The organism is Bacillus sp. FSL R12-0074 (assembly GCF_038005725.1).
Taxonomy (GTDB): domain Bacteria; phylum Bacillota; class Bacilli; order Bacillales; family Bacillaceae_G; genus Bacillus_A; species Bacillus_A mycoides.
In genome coordinates, this window is the sequence record NZ_JBBOTR010000001.1 from 5279026 (window position 1) to 5298677 (window position 19652).

Genomic DNA, 19652 nt, shown 5'->3' on the forward strand with positions numbered 1-19652 from the left:
TACTTTCCGTAAACAAATCAAATTTACAAATAGGACGAAGTGCGTCCTGAAAAATAGAAAGGTCTTGTTCCATGAAAACAAATAAAATCCTTAAAAACGCCTCCTACCTATTTGTAGGAAATATTACTGTTCGATTTGTACTTGCTATTGCGACCATTTTCTTTGCAAGATATGTTTCACCAAAGGAGTATGGGATGTTTACAACTGCTTTAGCAGTTTCCGCTGTTATTTGTTATTTTACAGATGCAGGTTTGACACATACATTTATGCGTGAAGGAACGAGAGGCAACGCTAACATTAGCGTACTAATTAGTAGTTATTTACGTATTCGTTTAGTATTAGCTATCGTAATTTCTGTGCTCTTCGCTATTTTCGCTCAGTTCTTCTATCCTGATGCTTACTTACGTGCGATGGTATATTGGGTTGTACTGCCGACAATGTTTGGAGCCACTTTACAAGGTGTTGGGATGGCTTACTTCCAAGTAACAGAACGCATGCAATTTACAGCGATTATTTCTGTAATACAAGGTGTAACAGCCGCAGCTGCTCTTCTACTAGGAATGTCCTTTAAATGGTCACTTATGATGGTTACTGCCATGTACGGGATATCCAGTCTCGTAACAGGACTCATCGCCTTTATAATGGTAATTCGCCATACAACAGTTCATAAGGGCTGGGATAAAGGCATTTTAGATCAATTGCTCATTTTCACAATCAATGGCATTATCATTATGCTCTTACCACAGTTAGGGCCCATTATATTAGAAAAAGTTTCAACGTATGAGCAAGTTGGATTCTTTGGAGCTGCTTCTAAAATACCTGCTGTCCTTTATCAAATACCTGGTGTAATTGCAGCAGCCTTTTATCCAAAGTTATTTGCTTTTGGAAATGAAAAGAATATTGATGAACATAGAAAACTATCACAGTTCGAATTAAAACTTATGTCTTTCTTAGGAATGGGAATCTCCATTCCATTTATCGCTGATCCAAGCTTTTGGATTGTTACTTTATTAGGTGAACAATATGCACCAGCCGGTGATGCTCTTGCAATTTTAGCCTTTATGGTTATTTTACAATCTATCAACTATCCACTTGCTGATAATTTAACAACTATTGGTCAACAGTGGAAGCGTGCGACAACGATGGGAATTGGATTAGCTGTCGCTATCGTAAGTTACATCGTATTAGGTGGCCAATTTGGAATGATGGGAGCTGCGGTAGCTGCTATCATTACTGAGGTTACTTTATTAATCGGATTTACTTTATTCGTTCGTAAAGGATTTACATTACTATTCAAAGGGATTGTATTTAATACACTAGCATTTATAATCAGTTACGCCCTATACCGCACAGTATTAATTAACTTACCACCACTGGTAGCTCTAACACTTACTGGTATATTGTACGGTATTATTGGCCTTGCAATTGATCCACAAATACGCGGGTTGATTTTAGGATTTGTAAATAAAAAATTAGTTCGTAAAAACGCTTAAAAGCCAAAAGCTTTTCCTATTAAGAATGGAAAAGCTTTTGGCTTTTTATATACCATCATTTACAGAACATGAACTCTGAAGACTGCACTTCATTATTCTCGAATTTTCAGTGGTTAAAAATGCTATATATTCCATGTCAAATTGACTTACTTTCTGAGAATGCTTTATACTAAATTACAAGTAAACTATGAAACTCAATGCTTGTAAAATATATATGATACAACAAAAATATATATTTTTTTATGCTAAAACTAAAAAACACACCTTTATAATTGGTGTGTTTTTATATGTAACAACTTTCGAAGGAGGATTATAAATTTTTATGAGCATAAAGCCGAACAATACGATTTTCTCAAAGAAAACTATAATGATTATTCCGATATTATTATTGTGTGCTTTTGCTTTTCATTATTTCTTTTTAACATCTAATCAAATCTTTTCTGGTACAGGTGATGCATTAAGCCAATTTGGTTTCTTTACATTTCTCCTGCAACACGCCTTTAAAGATGGTAATCTTTTTTGGTCTTTTGATTATGGATTAGGTGGAGATTTATTTGGAGAGTTTAGTTATTATTACAGTACAGCGCCGTTCTTCTGGATTACGCTGTTACTTCCTAAATTAAATATTGAACAAATCTATGATATGAAATTATACATGAGTATTTTAAAAAACTTTTTAGCTATGTTATTCATGTATGGTTCTTTACGTTATCATAATAAAACAGTCTTCTCATCTTTTATTGCTGCTATTATGTATGGTGGATGTATTACTTTTATGCGCCATTCATTACTTTGGGATTTCATGGCTGATGCCATCGTATTTTTACCATTAGTAATATGGGGACTTGATAAATATATTATAGAAAAGAAACGTGGACTTTTCTTAGTAGCTGCTACTTTAATGTTAGCATCGAACTTTTATTTTGCTTTTATCACAAGTATTTTCATTTTCATTTACGCATTTTTCCAATACTTTGCCACACAGCAAAACAAAACAATCGTCTCTTTTCTAGCCTATTATATTAAAATTGGATTATTATACGGTCTATCACTTGGCTTGGCTGCAGTTTGCTTTATTCCATCAGTCAATGCGGTATTTAGTGCGGATCGGTTAACGAAGAAATTTGATATACCTTTATTCTTTGAAGATACATTTTATAAAGATCTAATGGAAACTATCTTCTTCGTATATGATGCTGAAAATCATCAATTAGCTTTACCAGCTTTAATTTTATTCCTAATCATATTTGGAATGTTTATACGTGATAAACTTGTTAAAAGTAAAGTACTCTTTACATTTTTCATGTTCATTCTGTTTATGCTTCCGTATACATACTCTGTATTTAATGGTTTCTCAGCAATGCAATATAGATGGCTTTATTTATTTGTATTTGTAATTGCTCAAACTATAGCATACATCTTAGATTGGATGATTGTTCATAAGAAAGAACATAAATTACCTTATATAATAAGTTCATTAGTATCAATAGGATTATTCATTTATGCATTTTATAGAAAAGTAAATATAAATGTAAGTGATAAACCTTTACAGGCAGTTGACAATATTTTAATCGGAACTATCGTTCTTTCTCTCATTACAGTATGTTTATGGCGTTATCTTTCTACACCTTTCATACAATTTTTAGTTGTAGTGAACGTACTCGTCAGTACAATTTCCATGAATTACATGTATGCTAATAATATACTTAGTACCGTTTTCGGACAAAGCAATGCTACAAAAGAAGCTTTACATGTATCTGGCTATGATAACAAAGATGAGATTGCTGCCATTCGTTATATACAAGAATATGATAAAGACTTTTATCGTATTCTTAACCCAGGTAGCGCCCATAACACACCAATGTTACAAGGTTATCATGGTACAAGTACGTACCAAAGCTTGATTAATTATTATGTTCATGACTTTATGAAAAATAAATACAACGTATTCCAAGGGTTCGATACTCCTTCGATGTTCTTCCAAGTTGATAGTCGACTACTACTTGAAAATATGTTAGGTGTAAAATATCGCGTACTAAGCGCTGATACAGATCAAAAAAATATACCATATGGATATAAACTATTAAAACAAGTAGGACCGTATAATATTTACCAAAATGACTATGCTTTACCGTTAGGGTATGTATATGATTCTGGTATAAGTGAAGAAGAATTTTCTAAATTAAACTTCGCTCAGCGTGACCAATTATTATTACATGCTGTAGTCGTTAATAATGGAAAAGACTTTTCATTAACTCATTTTGATAAAAAGAACCTTAATTCAAAAGCGGTATCTATCAATATGGAAAAAGTACAACTAGAAAATATGGAAAAAGAGAATAATAAACTCATTGTCCACGGCAATGGAAATATGATTGTACCTATAAATTATCCTAATACTCCTGGAGATTTAATTGTAGAATTAAAGATAAAAAATAAAGGTTCATTCCATGCAGTAGTTAACGGGAAAGATATGGGGAAAGGTGAAGACACTGGTGCATACTCATATCCTTTAGAAAGATTTGTTTATAATTTAGGTAAAGACGATCGTCCAGACCAACTAACTATTTCTATTGATGCACCAGGTGAATACGAACTTGAAGACTTACAAGCAAATATCGTAAATTACGAAGGTGTACAAAAAGAAACAAAAAAACTAACTGAAAATAGACTTCAAAATATTTATTATAAAAACAACTATTTAAAAGGTGAAATCAACTCAAAAAAAGATGGATTACTATATTTATCTGTTCCATATAGTAAAGGTTGGACTATAAAAGTTGATGGAAAAGAAACAGAATTCACGAAAGCAAATTCTGCCTTTATTGGCGTACCAATTACAAAAGGAGCACATGTAATCGAAATGACTTATGTTACACCTTACTTTAAATTAGGTATGATTATATCAATTATTTCACTAATTATTTGTGTAGCCTTACTAGTTTTTACAAATCGAAAAGGACGCCGAAAATTGCCTTTTAAAAAGCAGCAATGAGCACTCAATAAATCATGAAGCTATCCAAAGCGGATAGCTTCATAAAAAATATTAAATAACGTTTTAACCATTATAAACAAGGAGGGTCAAAAATGACTCTTTCAATAGTCGTACCATGCTACAATGAAGAAAAGATGCTTCGAGCCTTTTATTCAGAGACTTCTCTAGAAATTCATAAATTAACTACCGATTATGAATTTGTTTTTGTAAATGATGGTAGTAAAGATGATACATTAAATATTCTACGTGATTTGGCAAATTCAGATGCAGCTGTTCATTATATATCATTTAGTCGGAATTTCGGCAAAGAAGCCGCTATGTTAGCTGGTTTAAAATACGCTACAGGTGATGCAGTTGTTATTATGGACGCCGATTTGCAACATCCTCCTACACTAATAAAAGAAATGTTAGAAGGATATAACGACGGTTACGACCAAGTTATTGCAAAAAGAACAAGAACAGGTGATTCACCCGTTCGCTCTTTCGTTTCTCGTCTATACTATAAAGTGATGAATAAGTTTGTAGATATTGAACTAGTAGACGGCATTGGAGATTTTAGACTTTTAAGTAGAAGAGCTGTTGATTCTCTATTATCTTTAAGCGAATACAATCGCTTCTCAAAAGGTTTATTCTCCTGGATTGGATTTAATGAACTAATTATTGGATATGAAAATGTCTTACGTTCTGATGGAGAAAGTAAGTGGACTTTTTCTAAATTGTTAAATTACGGAATAGATGGTGTTATCTCATTCAATAATAAACCATTAAGACTATCTATATATCTTGGATTATTAACAACTATTTTAGGGATTTTATACGTAATTACTACATTTATTCAAATTATTGTTGGTGGTGTTGAAGTCCCAGGATACTTCACTTTAATTTCCGCTATATTATTTATTGGTGGTATTCAACTCATTTTCCTAGGTGTTATGGGTGAATACATCGGTCGCATTTATTATGAAACAAAACGTAGACCACATTTTATTGTAGCTGAAAAGAAAGTTAGTGAAGTCAAACAAAAAGCATAATAAAAAAGTTACTTCTACCTACAGAAGTAACTTTTTTTATACTAATATTTACATACCTTTTTTTGCATAGATATAATCGTTTCTTTTAGCCCGCTATAATAAGAAGTTTTAGGTATCTCACCAATATACCTCTCATATTTCTCTCCGCTTAATACAACAGGATTTTCTGTCAAATATAGCATTTCCACAAATTCTTTCATCTGCTTATCAAATAGTCCGATTAAATTTATCATACCTTTTTTTACTGTCATTACTGGTTTTGTATATCCCGTTAATTCTTGTATATGTTGAATCATCTCTTCACCTGTAATGACACCACAACCCGGTATGTTCCAATTTTGTCCATAGGCCTCATCACGTAAAGCTAATTCAACCATTGCTTTTGCACCGTCTGGTGTGAAAATATATTCACGAGCAATCTTTTTATCTCCAACAAAGCTTGATAACTTATTTGCAAGTACCCCATTTAAATTATGATGAACAAGTGTACTTTCTGCATTTGGACCATAAAAATCAGGGAAATGTGCAATAAACATTTGTACACGAGCCTGTTTTGCCATCATTTCTAGCTGTAACCGAATTTTCCCTTTCTTCGTATGTGGTGCCTTTTTAACTTCTTCCACTACAGGTTCTTCCCCTTGCCTTCCATACGCATAAATATTATCAACTATCCCTAACTTACTGTCGTAATACATTGCTACTTCTAATATATTTTTTAATAATTTTGGTTGCTTCTTCTCCCAATCTGAATATGGAATGTTTACAGCATGAAATATAATATCAACGCCTTTCGCAGCTTCCATTATATCCTCCTGTATAAATACATCTCCTGCTACAACTTTCACATTTTCTTCTCCAGAAAATAATATCTCTAATTTCTCTTTATTCCTCGCAAAGGCCACTACATGAATTCCTCTGCTACATAATTCTTTTACAATTGCATACCCCATTGATCCAGATGCTCCTAGCACTAAAGCTTTTTTCATTATATATCCCCCCTAAATTAATTAACCGCCGTTCAATTAATATTAAAAAGAAAATCACTTACATAAGAAGTGATTTTGAAATAAACTCCACGTGTACTTTAGCTAATCCTTTTACTTCTTCAAATGTTTGATCATTCCCACAATAGTGTGCCACAAACCCATGTAATGATAGAAAAACAGACCATATTGCCATTACATTTACCTTCTCATTACACAAAGAAGATACAATAGTAGCAAATTTTTCGTAACTAACATTTGGGCCATCTGCTAAACATTCTTTTAACTCATCATCTCTAATTAAAAACATGATTTCATAATGACTTTGATTTTGCAAACCAAATTCAATAAAACCAAATAAAACAGCTTTCAATTGTTCCTCTTGTGGTAAATTTTGATCATTAATCTCATCTAATTTTTGATTTAGCAATTGAAAATCTTGCTCTACCATCGCATAGAACAGCTCTGCTTTATTTTTAAAATGATAATAGATGGCACCATGGCTATATCCTAGTTCTATTGCAATTTTACGCATTGAAGTATGCTGATAACCTAATTTTATAAATAAGTCTCTTGCTACATTCATAATCATTTCTCTCGTTAATTCTTGTTTAACTGCCCTTCTTGGCGACATTTTTCATACCTCACAATATTAATTGACCACTGTTCAATTAATATTATAAACTTTTCCAAAAAAAATACAATGAGTTTCTTACAAAAAGATACATTTTGAAAGGATAGCATTATACTCAATAATTTAGTATCATGATTCAAGGTACTATTTCAAGTTGGACGGAGGATACTATGAGCTTATTAACAGTAGAAAAACTAGGCCATACATTTGGCGATCGCACATTATTTAAAGATGTATCCATGCGTTTACTAGCAGGAGAACATGTCGGATTAGTCGGTGCAAACGGTGTTGGTAAATCAACATTTATGAATATTATTACTGGTCAACTTATCCATGATGAAGGCCGTGTAGAATGGACACCTGGTACAAATTACAGTTACTTAGACCAGCATACAATTTTAACACCTGGTCGCACAATTCGTGATGTATTAGCTGACGCGTTTTTACCTTTATTTGAAAAAGAAAAAGCTTTAAATGAAGTTGCAGAAAAAATGGGAACGGCAACACCGGAAGAATTAGAGGACCTTCTTGAGCAGATGGCAGAAATCCAAGATGCTCTCGAAGCAGGTGGTTTCTATTTACTAGATATGAAAATCGAAGAGGCAGCAAGAGGTCTTGGAATTGATGCAATCGGTTTAGATCGTGATGTTTCAGCACTAAGTGGTGGACAACGTACAAAAGTATTACTTGCAAAGCTATTACTTGAGCAACCAGAAGTGTTATTACTCGATGAGCCTACTAACTATTTAGACGTTGAACATATTCATTGGTTAACTAATTATTTAAAAGAATATCCACATGCATTCTTATTAATTTCTCATGATACGGAATTTATGAACAAATGCGTTGATGTTATTTTCCATCTAGAATTTACAAAAATGACGCGCTATACAGCGACATACGAAAAATTCCTAGAGTTAGCCGAAATTAATAAAAATCAACATATAAATGCTTATGAAAAACAGAAAGAGTTTATTAAAAAGCAGGAAGACTTTATTGCAAAGAACAAAGCTCGTTATTCAACGACAGGTCGTGCAAAAAGTCGTCAAAAACAACTTGATCGCATGGAGCGTATTGATCGTCCTGAAACAGCAATTAAGCCAGAGTTCTCATTTAAAGAGTGTCGTGCAAGTAGCCGTTTCGTCTTTGAAGGTGAAGATGTAGAAATCGGATATACACATCCGTTATTACCAAAACTAACAATGACAATTGAACGCGGTGAAAAAATTGCCATCGTTGGTTGTAATGGTGTTGGTAAATCAACATTACTAAAAACGATTTTAGGAAAAATTAAACCTTTAAGCGGTAAAACAAGTCTTGGTGACTTCTTAGAGCCTGCATACTTCGAGCAAGAAGTAAAAGCTGATAATATAACACCAATTGATGACATTTGGAACACATTCCCTAGCATGGACCAACATCAAGTTCGTGCAATGTTAGCGAAATGTGGATTAAAAAATGAGCATATCTCTCGCCCGCTAAATCAATTAAGTGGTGGCGAACAAGCAAAAGTTCGTTTATGTAAGTTAATGGGTGAAGAAAGTAACTGGATCCTATTCGATGAGCCAACAAACCATCTTGATGTTACAGCAAAGGAAGAACTTCAAAAAGCTCTGAAAGCATATAAAGGGACAATCCTTCTTGTATGTCACGAACCAGAATTTTATGAAGGCTGGATAACAAAAACTTGGAATGTTGAAGAGTGGTCACAAAATAATTCTTAATTATAATAGAAAATCCTTGCGTTCTATATGCAAGGATTTTCTATATTATAGTATGCCTTAAGCCTCAATCGAAACTCATTTAAACTAGGATATACCGCTAAATTAGCAAGCATACCTCTAATGACTGGAATTCTTGGATTTTGCAATCTCATTTCTGCTTCTAAAACATCTAAAGTTACAAGTAACTCATCATTTTCTAATTGATTAGCTAATGTTCGTTTCAATACAATAATTTCACTTAGAAAATGTTCCTTTACCTGTTCCTTAATAAACTCGGAACTACAAAGAAATTCTCCCAGTCTCTCTTCATGTAGGACAGGTTCCTCCGAAGATTCTAGAAGCCCCTCTACTAAATTATCTATCCTCTGTAAAATAAAGGTCGAAACATAGGATAAATCAATTTCCGGTGCATTTAAAATAATTAATTGTAAATAACCGTGGCATATTCCTTCTACCATAATTACCAAATCTAATAAATATGGACTGACTTTGTCACCATAAATGGACAGTAAGCTATTCCGATAAAATGCATGAGACTCTAATTTCATCCTCATCATAAACTCTTCTACTTCTTTATTAAACGGAATTGCATTTTCTCTTGCATGCATAATAATAAATTCTTTATGTTTTTGCACATCAGTAAACTGACAATATAATTGTTTTTCAAATTTTTCACGTGGTAATAAAGATTCTTTTTCAATATCCAGCATTTTCTTCTGAATCTTGTCATAATAATATCGAAGTGTGGCCAATAATAACTCATCTTTTGATTTGAAATATAAATAAAAAGCTCCTTTTGATATACCACATGCGGTTACGATTTCTTGTACTGACGTTGCATTTACACCCTTAGTTGCAAATAACCTCATAGCCATCTCTATAATTAAGCGCTCTTTTTCTTTCATATTCTCTCTCCTAAATTTAATCTCGCATCTTATGTAAATTCAAACTTGATTTTATTCCACATTAACTGAAAATAAAACTCCCCATCTAAAATTTAATGGAGTAAATGGTTTATATAGAAGCCTTTCCATCTATAAAATCCGGTTAGTAAAAGCCAATGATCAGAAAAAGAATAGGAAACCGACTACTTACAGTTTGATTTTATTATACCATCTCTTTTCATTGACGACTGACCAATCGGTCAGTTATATTATGTATTAGACTGACCGATTGGTCAATATAATAAAAAGGGAGCGCAAACATGAACAAAATCATCAATTTCACGTTAAAAAATAAGTTCGCAGTTTGGCTACTAACCATTATTGTTACTATTGCGGGTATTTATTCTGGACTCAATATGAAGCTGGAGACAATTCCTGATATTACAACACCGATTGTAACAGTAACCACGGTTTATCCTGGTGCTACACCAGAAGAAGTAGCTGATAAAATTTCAAAACCAATGGAAGAGCAACTCCAAAATTTAAGCGGTGTAAACGTTGTTAGTTCATCATCTTATCAAAACGCATCTTCTATTCAGGTAGAATATGATTTTGATAAAAATATGGAAAAAGCCGAAACGGAAATTAAAGAATCGCTCGCAAACGTGAAACTGCCAGAAGGTGTGAAAGACCCGAAAGTCTCACGAGTAAACTTTAATGCCTTTCCTGTTATTTCATTAAGCGTAGCGAGTAAAAATGAATCTTTAGCTGCCTTAACAGAAAATGTAGAAAAAAATGTTGTTCCTGGATTAAAAGGACTTGATGGTGTCGCATCTGTTCAAATCGCAGGTCAACAAGTAGACGAAGTACAGCTTGTCTTCAAAAAAGATAAGATGAAAGAATTAGGTTTAAGTGAAGATACTGTAAAAAATATGGTTAAAGGTTCGGACGTATCGTTACCACTTGGCTTATATACATTTAAAGATACGGAAAAATCAGTTGTTGTCGATGGTAACATTACAACAATTAAAGCATTAAAAGAATTAAAAATTCCAGCTATCCCTTCATCACCGAATGGTCAAGGTAGCCAAAACGCTGGTGCTGGAACACAAGCACCACAGATGAATCCGGCCGCTATGAACGGCATACCAACGGTTACATTAGAAGAGATTGCTGATATTAAAGAAGTTGGAAAAGCAGAATCCATTTCTCGAACGAATGGAAAAGAAGCAATCGGTATTCAAATTGTGAAGGCTGCTGATGCGAATACAGTTGATGTTGTAAATGCAGTTAAAGATAAAGTAAAAGACCTTGAGAAAAAATATAAAGACTTAGAGATTATTTCAACATTCGATCAAGGTGCGCCTATTGAAAAATCAGTCGAAACAATGCTTAGCAAAGCTATTTTCGGTGCTATCTTTGCGATTGTTATTATTATGTTGTTCCTGCGAAACATTCGAACAACACTAATCTCTGTCGTTTCTATACCACTTTCTTTATTAATTGCAGTTTTAGTAATAAAACAAATGGATATTACCCTTAACATTATGACACTTGGAGCAATGACAGTTGCTATTGGACGCGTTGTTGATGACTCAATTGTTGTTATTGAAAATATTTACCGACGTATGTCTTTATCAGAAGAGAAATTACGTGGGAAAGATTTAATTCGTGAAGCTACGAAAGAAATGTTTATCCCGATTATGTCTTCTACAATTGTAACAATCGCTGTATTCTTACCTCTTGGGCTTGTAAAGGGTATGATTGGTGAAATGTTCTTACCATTTGCTTTAACAATTGTTTTTGCCCTACTTGCTTCCTTACTTGTGGCAGTTACAATTGTGCCGATGCTAGCACATTCCTTATTTAAGAAGGAAAGCATGAGAGAAAAAGAAGTACATCATGAAGAAAAACCAAGCAAATTAGCAAACGGCTATAAACGTATACTTGAATGGGCGTTAAACCATAAAATTATTACATCAAGTATCACAGTCCTCCTATTAGTAGGCAGCCTTGCACTTGTACCAATCATCGGTGTCAGCTTCTTACCATCTGAAGAAGAAAAAATGATTATCGCAACGTACAAACCTGAGCCGGGTCAAACGTTAGACGACGTTGAAAAAATTGCAACGAAAGCTGAAAAGCATTTCCAAGATAAAAAAGACGTCAAAACGATTCAATTCTCATTAGGCGGCGAAAACCCAATGAGCCCTGGTCAAACAAATCAAGCGATGTTCTTCGTTCAATATGATAACGATACGAAAAACTTTGAAAAAGAGAAAGAACAAGTCGTTAAAGATTTACAAAAGATGTCTGGAAAAGGTGAATGGAAAAACCAAGATTTCGGAGCAGGTGGCGGTAGTAACGAAATTAAGCTATACGTTTATGGAGATAGCTCTGAAGAAATTAAGCCTATCGTGAAAGACATTCAAAATATCATGAAGAAAAATAAAGATTTAAAAGACATAGACTCTAGTGTTGCAAAAACATATGCAGAATATACTTTAGTCGCTGATCAAGAAAAGTTAAGTAAAATGGGGCTAACTGCTGCTCAAATTGGAATGGGACTTTCTAATCAACATGATCGCCCTGTTCTTACAACAATTAAAAAAGATAATAAAGATATAAATGTATATGTAGAAACTGAAAAACAAAACTATGAAACGATCGATGACTTAACAAATCGTAAAATTACAACACCACTTGGTAATGAAGTTGCTGTTAAAGATGTTATGACTGTAAAAGAAGGTGAAACTTCTAACACAGTAACACATCGTGATGGCCGTGTTTATGCGGAAGTTAGTGCAAAACTAACATCTGATGACGTTTCAAAAGCATCTGCCGCTGTTCAAAAAGAAGTAGATAAAATGGATCTTCCTTCTGGTATAGATGTTTCTATGGGTGGTGTTACACAAGATATTCAAGAATCATTCAAACAACTTGGCTTAGCGATGTTAGCTGCGATTGCCATTGTATACTTCGTTCTTGTTGTTACATTTGGCGGTGCCCTTGCACCATTCGCAATTTTATTCTCGCTACCATTCACAATCATTGGTGCACTCGTTGCCTTATTAATCTCTGGCGAAACGTTAAGCGTATCTGCGATGATTGGGGCTCTTATGCTAATTGGTATCGTTGTAACGAACGCAATCGTGCTCATTGACCGTGTTATTCATAAAGAAAATGACGGCCTATCAACACGTGAAGCATTATTAGAAGCTGGTACAACACGCCTGCGTCCTATCTTAATGACTGCAATTGCAACAATCGGGGCTCTTATCCCGCTCGCATTAGGATTTGAAGGTAGCGGCTTAATTTCTAAAGGACTTGGCGTAACAGTAATTGGTGGATTAACAAGTTCAACGTTATTAACACTTCTTATTGTTCCAATCGTTTATGAAGCATTAAGCAAATTTAAAAAGAAAAAAGTAAAATAAAAAAATAACCTCGCTGACTGCGAGGTTATTTTTTATTCCCAAACAAGATTAGGAAATCACCATATCCTTCTTTTTCTAAATCTTCTTTTTGAATAAAGCGTAGCGCTGCCGAATTAATACAATAACGAAGGCCGTTTTGTCCTGGGCCGTCTGGAAATACATGCCCAAGATGTGAATCTCCTTCTTTACTTCTCACTTCCGTACGCGTCATATTATGGCTAACATCCATTGTTTCTTTCACACTAGCTGACATAACTGGTTTCGTAAAACTCGGCCATCCACAGCCGCTATCGAACTTATCGAAAGAAGTAAATAATGGTTCCCCCGAAACAATATCTACATAAAGCCCTTCTTCTTTATGATTCCAATACTCATTTTGAAAAGGCGGTTCTGTCCCATTTTCCTGTGTTACATAAAACTGCATCTCGTTTAATCTTTCTTTTAAATGAGCATTATTCTTTGGCCAATGTTGTTTAATAAAAGCATCTCGACCTGAGCCTTTACGATATAACTCATAGCGAAATGTATTCTTCTTATAATATCCTTGGTGGTATTCTTCAGCTGGATAAAACGTAGCAGTTGGCAATATTTTTGTCGCAATTGGCTTCGAAAAATGCCCACTTTTCTCAAGCTCTTCTTTTGAAGCCTCTGCCTTTTTATGTTGTTCTTCATTATGATAAAAAATCACCGTTTCATAAGACTGCCCGCGGTCGTGGAATTGTCCCCCTATATCAGTCGGGTCAATTTGTCTCCAATATATATTTAACAACTCTTCATACGGCATTTTATTTGCATCAAATGTAATTTGTACTGCTTCATAATGCCCAGTTGTTTCCGAGCACACTTCTTTATACGTTGGATCCTCTTTATGGCCACCTGTATAGCCTGAAACAACCTGTATAATCCCTTCCATCTCTTCAAATGGCGAAACCATACACCAGAAACACCCTCCGGCAAACGTAGCTAATTCTATCTTTTCATTTACAGCCATTATTTCACCCCTATTCTATCTTCTCCTTACAGTATGGCATAAGGAACGTCATGTTATAAAAGAAAAAGCATCGAACATCGATGCTTTTTCTTTACTTCACTTTATTTTTTTCAACATCCTTCTCCATTTCATCACTTGTCACATCTAAGACATCTAATAAGAAAATGAAGATTGGAATACCGATAATAAGTCCCCACACACCTAAGAAATGCTCAGAGAAAATTAATACCATAAATGTGTAGAAGATTGGTAAGTTTGTTTTTTGAGACATAAACTTCGGATTTAATACATAGCTCTCAAGTGCATGAATTACTGTTACGATAACTACAATATAAACGACATACATAATACCGCCAATATTGTAAGCAATCATACAGAGTGGGAATAACGAGATAATAACACCCGCCACTGGAATTAAGCCAAGCAAGAAAATCATTAACGCTAAACCTAGTAATTGCGGGAATCCTAATATCCATAATGCAATAACAGATAAAACACAGTTAACAATTGCAATTAAAAATTGTGCTTCGATTACTTTTCCGAATGAACGTGCAAATTTCTTTCCGAAATACTCTATTTCGTTATAGAAAATTGCAAGTCGGCTTTCTTTAAATTTCGAAGTAAAAGCAACGATACGTGCTTTTTCAAGTAAGAAAAATAAGCTTAAAATTACAGAAAGTAAAACTTGAAGGCCAAATTTCCCAACATTCGTAATAGATTTATACAAAATGTCTACGCCTTGCCCCACATATTTAGAAAGCTCCATATGATTAACAGCATTAACTGCATACTTAATTAATTCACTATCAGGTGGATTTCTTAAAAATACATTAAATTGATAAATCAATTGTGAAATTTGTATTGTTAATACCGGTAAATATTTAAATAGCGTAATGGCAATTCCTGCCACCAACATTACATATAAAAGCGCTATAATAATTTTTCGATTAATTGGCATGAAATGATCTAATTTACGAGAAATAAACTTTTGGAATCGATCCATTAAATACGTCAACATAAACGTAATTAAAATTAAATTTAACATACTTTGCATCCCATACAATATGAGAGCAAGTAATACTAATACGATTAACCTCTGAAATCCTTTGCTTTGAAACAGGTTTTTTATTTGCATAATCGACGAGTACTCTCTCCTGTCCTATAAAGTAAAACGTTAACAAGTAGATCTCTCTCTATTTTCTACTTATAATTATCCTTTAATATTAAAGCCATTGCGAGCAATTTATATTCAACCCTAACCACCCGTTAATTGTGCTATATATTATGTTACTTCTTATTTTACAATACAATGACCTATTTCAGAACGCATTATACGTAGTATTAATGAAGATTTAAGGAAACTTTTATCCTTCAATAGGTCTTACCACTACTGTAACATAAAAAGCAAGCTATCAGTAGAAATCCGTCCTACAAATAACTTGCTTTTATATTTTTTTTAGTAAGTTTTATCATCCAATAAACGGCATGAACATTGGAATAACCACCACTGTTACGACACCAACCACTGTCACAGCGATACTGGCCATAGCTGCTTCTACTTCACCCATTTCGATACCTACTGCAACCCCTAACGCATGTCCTGCTGTTCCAAGCGCTAAACCTTTAGCAATCGGATGTTTAACTCTAAATGTTTTTAAGAATAAAGCTCCTAATGCGTATACGATAACAGCATTAAAGATAACTGCAAATGATGTAATTGCTGGAATACCACCGATACTTTCAGAGATTGGTAATGCAATTGCTGTTGTTGCTGCCTGCGGTAACATTGAGTTCATTACAGCTGTATCTAGACCAATTGCTTTTGAGACAATGAACACAACAACCACTGAACAAATAGATCCAACCACAATAGCCGATAAAATTTGCCACCAATATTTTTTTAACTTATCAACTTGTTTATATAATGGAATTGCAAACGCGATTGTTGCTGGTTCTAAGAAGAAGCTAATCATTTTTCCGCCAGTATTATATTCTTCAAAAGTAAAGTTACCTACTTTTAGAAAGACAATCCCTAATACCATCGCTACGAATAATGGTGTGAATAAGAAGAATCCTTTTGAATGCTTAAATAATAATGTTCCGATTCCGTATGCGATTAATGAAACGACGATTCCGAAATATGGAGTCATTGTGCTTGCCATGTTCATTCCCTCCTAACAATATATACTAAATTGGTTACGCAACTTTTCCGTGTTTGCGTCCTTTATTTACTACTTTCAATTCTTTCGTATCTTCTATTTCTTTATCGTCTTTTCCTAAAATAAATTGTGCAAATAATCCTGTTACAGCGAGTAAAATAATTGTTGCGACAACAATTACAGTTAAAATTTGTACAAAATATTGTCCCATTACACCGAGAGAATTAATAACCGAAATACCTGATGGAACGAAAAGGAATCCGATAATATCTGTTAAAGCCGTTCCGAGTGATTCAACTTGTTCCAATTTAATAACTTTTAAACATAATAGGCTAAATAAAATAACTAATCCGATCACCGATGAAGGCATCGGAATTGGTAAATGCGTTGCAATAATATTAGAAACTAACATAATAGCTGAAAATATGAATGCTTGTGATAAGAAACTATATACTTTTTTCGTACTCATTTTGGCCACCTCTTTCGATTTGGTACCTTTATTGTATAAGATAAAAATAAAACTGTAAGCGTTTACATAACAGAACGTCAAATATACAAAATTAGTTACAAAAATAGGCAGACGAAATACAAAAAGCTGCTTCTTAAATACGAAGCAGCTTTTTAAGTTCTTTTGCATATGTACGGCTAACCGGGACTTTGGATCCCTCTTTCATAATTAAGTTATAAGTCGAATTAAACCACGGCTGTATCTCAGAAATATGATTAATATTAGCAACGAAACTACGATGAACACGCATAAAAATTGTTTGTGGTAATTTCTTTTCCAAAATGACAAGCGTATCATGTGTTACATATGTTTCTTTCATTGTTTTTACAGTTACTTTCCCATCTACAAGCCCTACATAAATAATATCTTCAATGTTAACAAGTACAATTGATTCCTCAATTGGTAATGCTAATTTATGCATCTCGGCCGTTACATCTACACTCTTTACATCTTGCTTTGTTTCTAACTTTATTTGCTTTTGTTTTTTATATTTCTTTAATGTCTGTACGATACGTTCTTCATCAAATGGCTTTAAAATGTAGTCTAACGCATCTACTTCAAATGCTTGCAATGCATATTGATCATAGGCAGTAGCAAACACAATTGAAGGTGGATTTTTCATTTTCTTTAATATATTTGCGATTTCAAATCCATTATCATCAGATAACTGAATATCTAGAAAAACAATATCTGGTTTGTTTTTCATTAATTCTTCTAATGCATCCTCTACACAATCCGCCTCACCAATTATCTCTACTTCTTTTGTTTTCTCTAATAAATATTTCAATTCATCCCGTGCTAACATTTCATCATCAACTACTAATACTTTTAACACTCCGTTTTTCCTCCTCTACTTTTTTCGGAATCACAAAGAGGATCTTTGTCCCTTGCTCTAATTCACTTTCAATTTGAAGCATTGTCTCTTTCCCAAATAACCCGATAAGTCGTTCATTAATATTATATAAGGCTGTTCCCGTCCCTTTCTTTGATGGAACTACCATTTTTCCTAATTGCTCTAGACGTTCACTCTCAATCCCTTGTCCATTATCCTTTACTTCAAAGTGAACCATCCCTTCTTTTTCAAACACATGTACCTCGACTTGGCACACTGGCTGCTTTTTCGGAAAAGCATGGCGCAATGCATTTTCAACTAATAGCTGAAGCACAAATGGTGGAACTAAAGTCACCTTTAGTGCCTCTTCAATGTACATCTTCACTTCATACTTATTCGGAAACCTTGCTTGCTCTAACGATAAATATGCATGTACATGATTCAACTCTTGTTCTAATGGAATAAGTAATTGTCGTGCCCCTTGCAAATTACAACGAAAATAAACGCTAAGCTGCAATAATAATTTTCTCGCTTTCTCTACATCTGTTCGGCATAAAGCTGATACTGTATTAATTGCATTAAATAAAAAATGCGGATTGATTTGTGCTTGCAACGCTTTTATTTCGGCATCTTGCAATAACTTACTTTGTAACTCAGCTTCACCTAACTCAAGCTGTGTGGAGAATATTTTCGCTAGCCCTTCCGCTAACTCTTCTTCAACACGACTTAATTGATTAGGGTTTTTAAAATAAAGTTTTAATGTTCCTATCGTATTTCCATGTGAAGTTAATGGAATAACAACTGCCGCTTGTAATGGACACCCTTCATGTTGACAATTAATAATCTCACGTGATTTTGCCTTCATTATTTTCCCTGTTTTTAATACTTCTTTTGATAAACCTGTTATTAAACTGTGTGAAGGAATATGATGATCTGATGCTAATCCAACGTGAGCTAAGATTTCCTCTGTATCTGTTAAGGATACCGCATCTGTTCCCGTAAAGCGGTGAATAATTTGTGCCACATGTTTACAAGACTCTTCTGTTAACCCTTGGCGGAAATATGGTAACGTCTTATCAGCAATTCGTAATACTTTATGCGTTTGCAAAGCTTTTGCGTTTTCTTCTTGTCGTAAAATAGCTAGTATCATCGAAAGTAAAATGAAACTGCCAAAACTATTTACAAGAATCATCGGTAGCGCAATTGTTTTTACAACACTAAGTCCATCTTCTATAATTAATAGAATCATAAGCATTTCTAAAGTAACGATAAAAACACTTAAAATCGCAGAAAATTTAGGCGTGATTACACGATTATATTTTTTGAAAATGTATCCAATATACCCCGTTATAACACCTGCTAAAATTGATGAGATGGCACAACTGAGCGCTGTCGTCCCGCCAAGCATATAACGGTGAATACCCGCAATCGATCCCACTCCAATACCGACGATAGGACCACCAAGCAATCCACTAATTCCAACACCCATAATACGTGTATTCGCAATTGTACTAGATGACGAAACACCTTGTAGCCAATTTTCTTTCATAATTGTATTCCCGGCAATTTCAATTCCTGTGTAATTGCTGACAATTGTAAACACTGAAAAAATACAAATAAGCTTAAGCTTATCTACATACCCATCTTGTCTATGAAGAAGGCGCCTGAACGTTTTAATATGAGAAAGTAAAAATCCTAAAATAACAATAAGTCCGACACGTTCAATCATCATAAGTACTAAATTTAGCATCTGTGATTCATTCCTTTTTATATTAGTTAGTTTTATTATGGGAAAATAATGAAGTGGGCGTCAAGAAGAATGCAATATCTTTTGAAATATTTTACACATAACTATCCCCTCTTTATTTGACAATCTAACAGAAGAGTGCTAAAAATAAAGTAATATAATACAGTCCTTTAACCCAACCCCGTGAGGTTGAGAAGGAAGTCGGAATATACTATACGTATGGTCTTTTTTAGG

14 protein-coding genes are annotated in these 19652 nt (G+C 33.9%); 5 read left to right on the forward strand and 9 right to left on the reverse strand.

Going from position 1 to position 19652, the window contains the following annotated elements; all coding sequences use genetic code 11:
* Positions 1 to 71: 71 nt before the first annotated feature.
* From NSS97_RS27480 to NSS97_RS27490, 3 genes are all read left to right on the forward strand, one after another.
* Positions 72 to 1493: an oligosaccharide flippase family protein gene (locus NSS97_RS27480; RefSeq protein WP_341114548.1), complete on the forward strand. Its 1422-nt coding sequence runs from the start codon at positions 72 to 74 to the stop codon at positions 1491 to 1493.
* A gap of 322 nt (positions 1494 to 1815) precedes the next feature.
* Complete coding sequence (locus NSS97_RS27485) at positions 1816 to 4488, forward strand: YfhO family protein (RefSeq protein WP_044438360.1); 2673 nt, start codon at positions 1816 to 1818, stop codon at positions 4486 to 4488.
* A 92-nt stretch (positions 4489 to 4580) separates the two neighbouring features.
* The gene (locus NSS97_RS27490) at positions 4581 to 5519 is read left to right on the forward strand and encodes a glycosyltransferase family 2 protein (RefSeq protein WP_044438357.1); all 939 of its coding nucleotides are present in this window, start codon (positions 4581 to 4583) and stop codon (positions 5517 to 5519) included.
* A 41-nt stretch (positions 5520 to 5560) separates the two neighbouring features.
* Here NSS97_RS27490 and NSS97_RS27495 read toward each other — a convergent pair whose 3' ends face one another.
* Positions 5561 to 6505, reverse strand: coding sequence for an SDR family NAD(P)-dependent oxidoreductase (locus NSS97_RS27495; RefSeq protein ID WP_341114551.1), 945 nt, complete (start codon positions 6503 to 6505; stop codon positions 5561 to 5563).
* Between the two features lie 58 nt (positions 6506 to 6563).
* Positions 6564 to 7136 (reverse strand): TetR/AcrR family transcriptional regulator, encoded by a 573-nt coding sequence (locus tag NSS97_RS27500; protein ID WP_341114552.1) that lies wholly within the window; start codon positions 7134 to 7136, stop codon positions 6564 to 6566.
* A 170-nt stretch (positions 7137 to 7306) separates the two neighbouring features.
* Between NSS97_RS27500 and NSS97_RS27505 the strand changes: the two genes are divergently transcribed.
* Entirely contained in the window at positions 7307 to 8860 is a 1554-nt protein-coding gene (locus tag NSS97_RS27505; RefSeq protein WP_044438353.1) for an ABC-F family ATP-binding cassette domain-containing protein, read from the forward strand.
* A 23-nt stretch (positions 8861 to 8883) separates the two neighbouring features.
* Here NSS97_RS27505 and NSS97_RS27510 read toward each other — a convergent pair whose 3' ends face one another.
* Positions 8884 to 9765, reverse strand: a complete 882-nt coding sequence (locus NSS97_RS27510) for a TetR/AcrR family transcriptional regulator (RefSeq protein ID WP_044438352.1) — start codon at positions 9763 to 9765, stop codon at positions 8884 to 8886.
* A 299-nt stretch (positions 9766 to 10064) separates the two neighbouring features.
* Here NSS97_RS27510 and NSS97_RS27515 point away from each other — a divergent pair, with 299 nt between their 5' ends.
* Complete coding sequence (locus NSS97_RS27515) at positions 10065 to 13181, forward strand: efflux RND transporter permease subunit (RefSeq protein WP_044438351.1); 3117 nt, start codon at positions 10065 to 10067, stop codon at positions 13179 to 13181.
* Positions 13182 to 13206: 25 nt separating this feature from the next.
* On the opposite strand, the gene msrB is transcribed toward NSS97_RS27515, so the two are convergent.
* From msrB to lytS, 6 genes are all read right to left on the reverse strand, one after another.
* Positions 13207 to 14172 carry a peptide-methionine (R)-S-oxide reductase MsrB gene (gene msrB / locus NSS97_RS27520; RefSeq protein WP_341114562.1) on the reverse strand — a complete coding sequence of 322 codons (966 nt, stop codon included), beginning with the start codon at positions 14170 to 14172 and terminating at the stop codon, positions 13207 to 13209.
* A gap of 91 nt (positions 14173 to 14263) precedes the next feature.
* The gene (locus NSS97_RS27525; RefSeq protein WP_002089894.1) at positions 14264 to 15307 is read right to left on the reverse strand and encodes an AI-2E family transporter; all 1044 of its coding nucleotides are present in this window, start codon (positions 15305 to 15307) and stop codon (positions 14264 to 14266) included.
* Positions 15308 to 15641: 334 nt separating this feature from the next.
* Positions 15642 to 16334 (reverse strand): antiholin-like protein LrgB, encoded by a 693-nt coding sequence (gene lrgB / locus NSS97_RS27530; protein WP_341114564.1) that lies wholly within the window; start codon positions 16332 to 16334, stop codon positions 15642 to 15644.
* 34 nt (positions 16335 to 16368) lie between these two features.
* The gene (gene lrgA / locus NSS97_RS27535; protein WP_341114565.1) at positions 16369 to 16800 is read right to left on the reverse strand and encodes an antiholin-like murein hydrolase modulator LrgA; all 432 of its coding nucleotides are present in this window, start codon (positions 16798 to 16800) and stop codon (positions 16369 to 16371) included.
* A gap of 133 nt (positions 16801 to 16933) precedes the next feature.
* Positions 16934 to 17674 (reverse strand): LytR/AlgR family response regulator transcription factor, encoded by a 741-nt coding sequence (locus NSS97_RS27540; RefSeq protein WP_002130151.1) that lies wholly within the window; start codon positions 17672 to 17674, stop codon positions 16934 to 16936.
* Positions 17652 to 19421: a two-component system sensor histidine kinase LytS gene (gene lytS, locus NSS97_RS27545; RefSeq protein WP_002130152.1), complete on the reverse strand. Its 1770-nt coding sequence runs from the start codon at positions 19419 to 19421 to the stop codon at positions 17652 to 17654. Before lytS ends, NSS97_RS27540 begins: the two co-directional genes overlap by 23 nt.
* Positions 19422 to 19652: the final 231 nt, after the last annotated feature.

What these genes read in the sequence shown, in the direction of transcription:
- NSS97_RS27480 (WP_341114548.1), top strand. Translation starts at nt 72, where the DNA reads ATGAAAACAAATAAAATCCTTAAAAACGCCTCCTACCTATTTGTAGGA.
- NSS97_RS27485 (WP_044438360.1), top strand. Translation starts at nt 1,816, where the DNA reads ATGAGCATAAAGCCGAACAATACGATTTTCTCAAAGAAAACTATAATG.
- NSS97_RS27490 (WP_044438357.1), top strand. Translation starts at nt 4,581, where the DNA reads ATGACTCTTTCAATAGTCGTACCATGCTACAATGAAGAAAAGATGCTT.
- NSS97_RS27495 (WP_341114551.1), bottom strand. Translation starts at nt 6,505, where the DNA reads ATGAAAAAAGCTTTAGTGCTAGGAGCATCTGGATCAATGGGGTATGCA.
- NSS97_RS27500 (WP_341114552.1), bottom strand. Translation starts at nt 7,136, where the DNA reads ATGTCGCCAAGAAGGGCAGTTAAACAAGAATTAACGAGAGAAATGATT.
- NSS97_RS27505 (WP_044438353.1), top strand. Translation starts at nt 7,307, where the DNA reads ATGAGCTTATTAACAGTAGAAAAACTAGGCCATACATTTGGCGATCGC.
- NSS97_RS27510 (WP_044438352.1), bottom strand. Translation starts at nt 9,765, where the DNA reads ATGAAAGAAAAAGAGCGCTTAATTATAGAGATGGCTATGAGGTTATTT.
- NSS97_RS27515 (WP_044438351.1), top strand. Translation starts at nt 10,065, where the DNA reads ATGAACAAAATCATCAATTTCACGTTAAAAAATAAGTTCGCAGTTTGG.
- msrB (WP_341114562.1), bottom strand. Translation starts at nt 14,172, where the DNA reads ATGGCTGTAAATGAAAAGATAGAATTAGCTACGTTTGCCGGAGGGTGT.
- NSS97_RS27525 (WP_002089894.1), bottom strand. Translation starts at nt 15,307, where the DNA reads ATGCAAATAAAAAACCTGTTTCAAAGCAAAGGATTTCAGAGGTTAATC.
- lrgB (WP_341114564.1), bottom strand. Translation starts at nt 16,334, where the DNA reads ATGGCAAGCACAATGACTCCATATTTCGGAATCGTCGTTTCATTAATC.
- lrgA (WP_341114565.1), bottom strand. Translation starts at nt 16,800, where the DNA reads ATGAGTACGAAAAAAGTATATAGTTTCTTATCACAAGCATTCATATTT.
- lytS (WP_002130152.1), bottom strand. Translation starts at nt 19,421, where the DNA reads ATGCTAAATTTAGTACTTATGATGATTGAACGTGTCGGACTTATTGTT.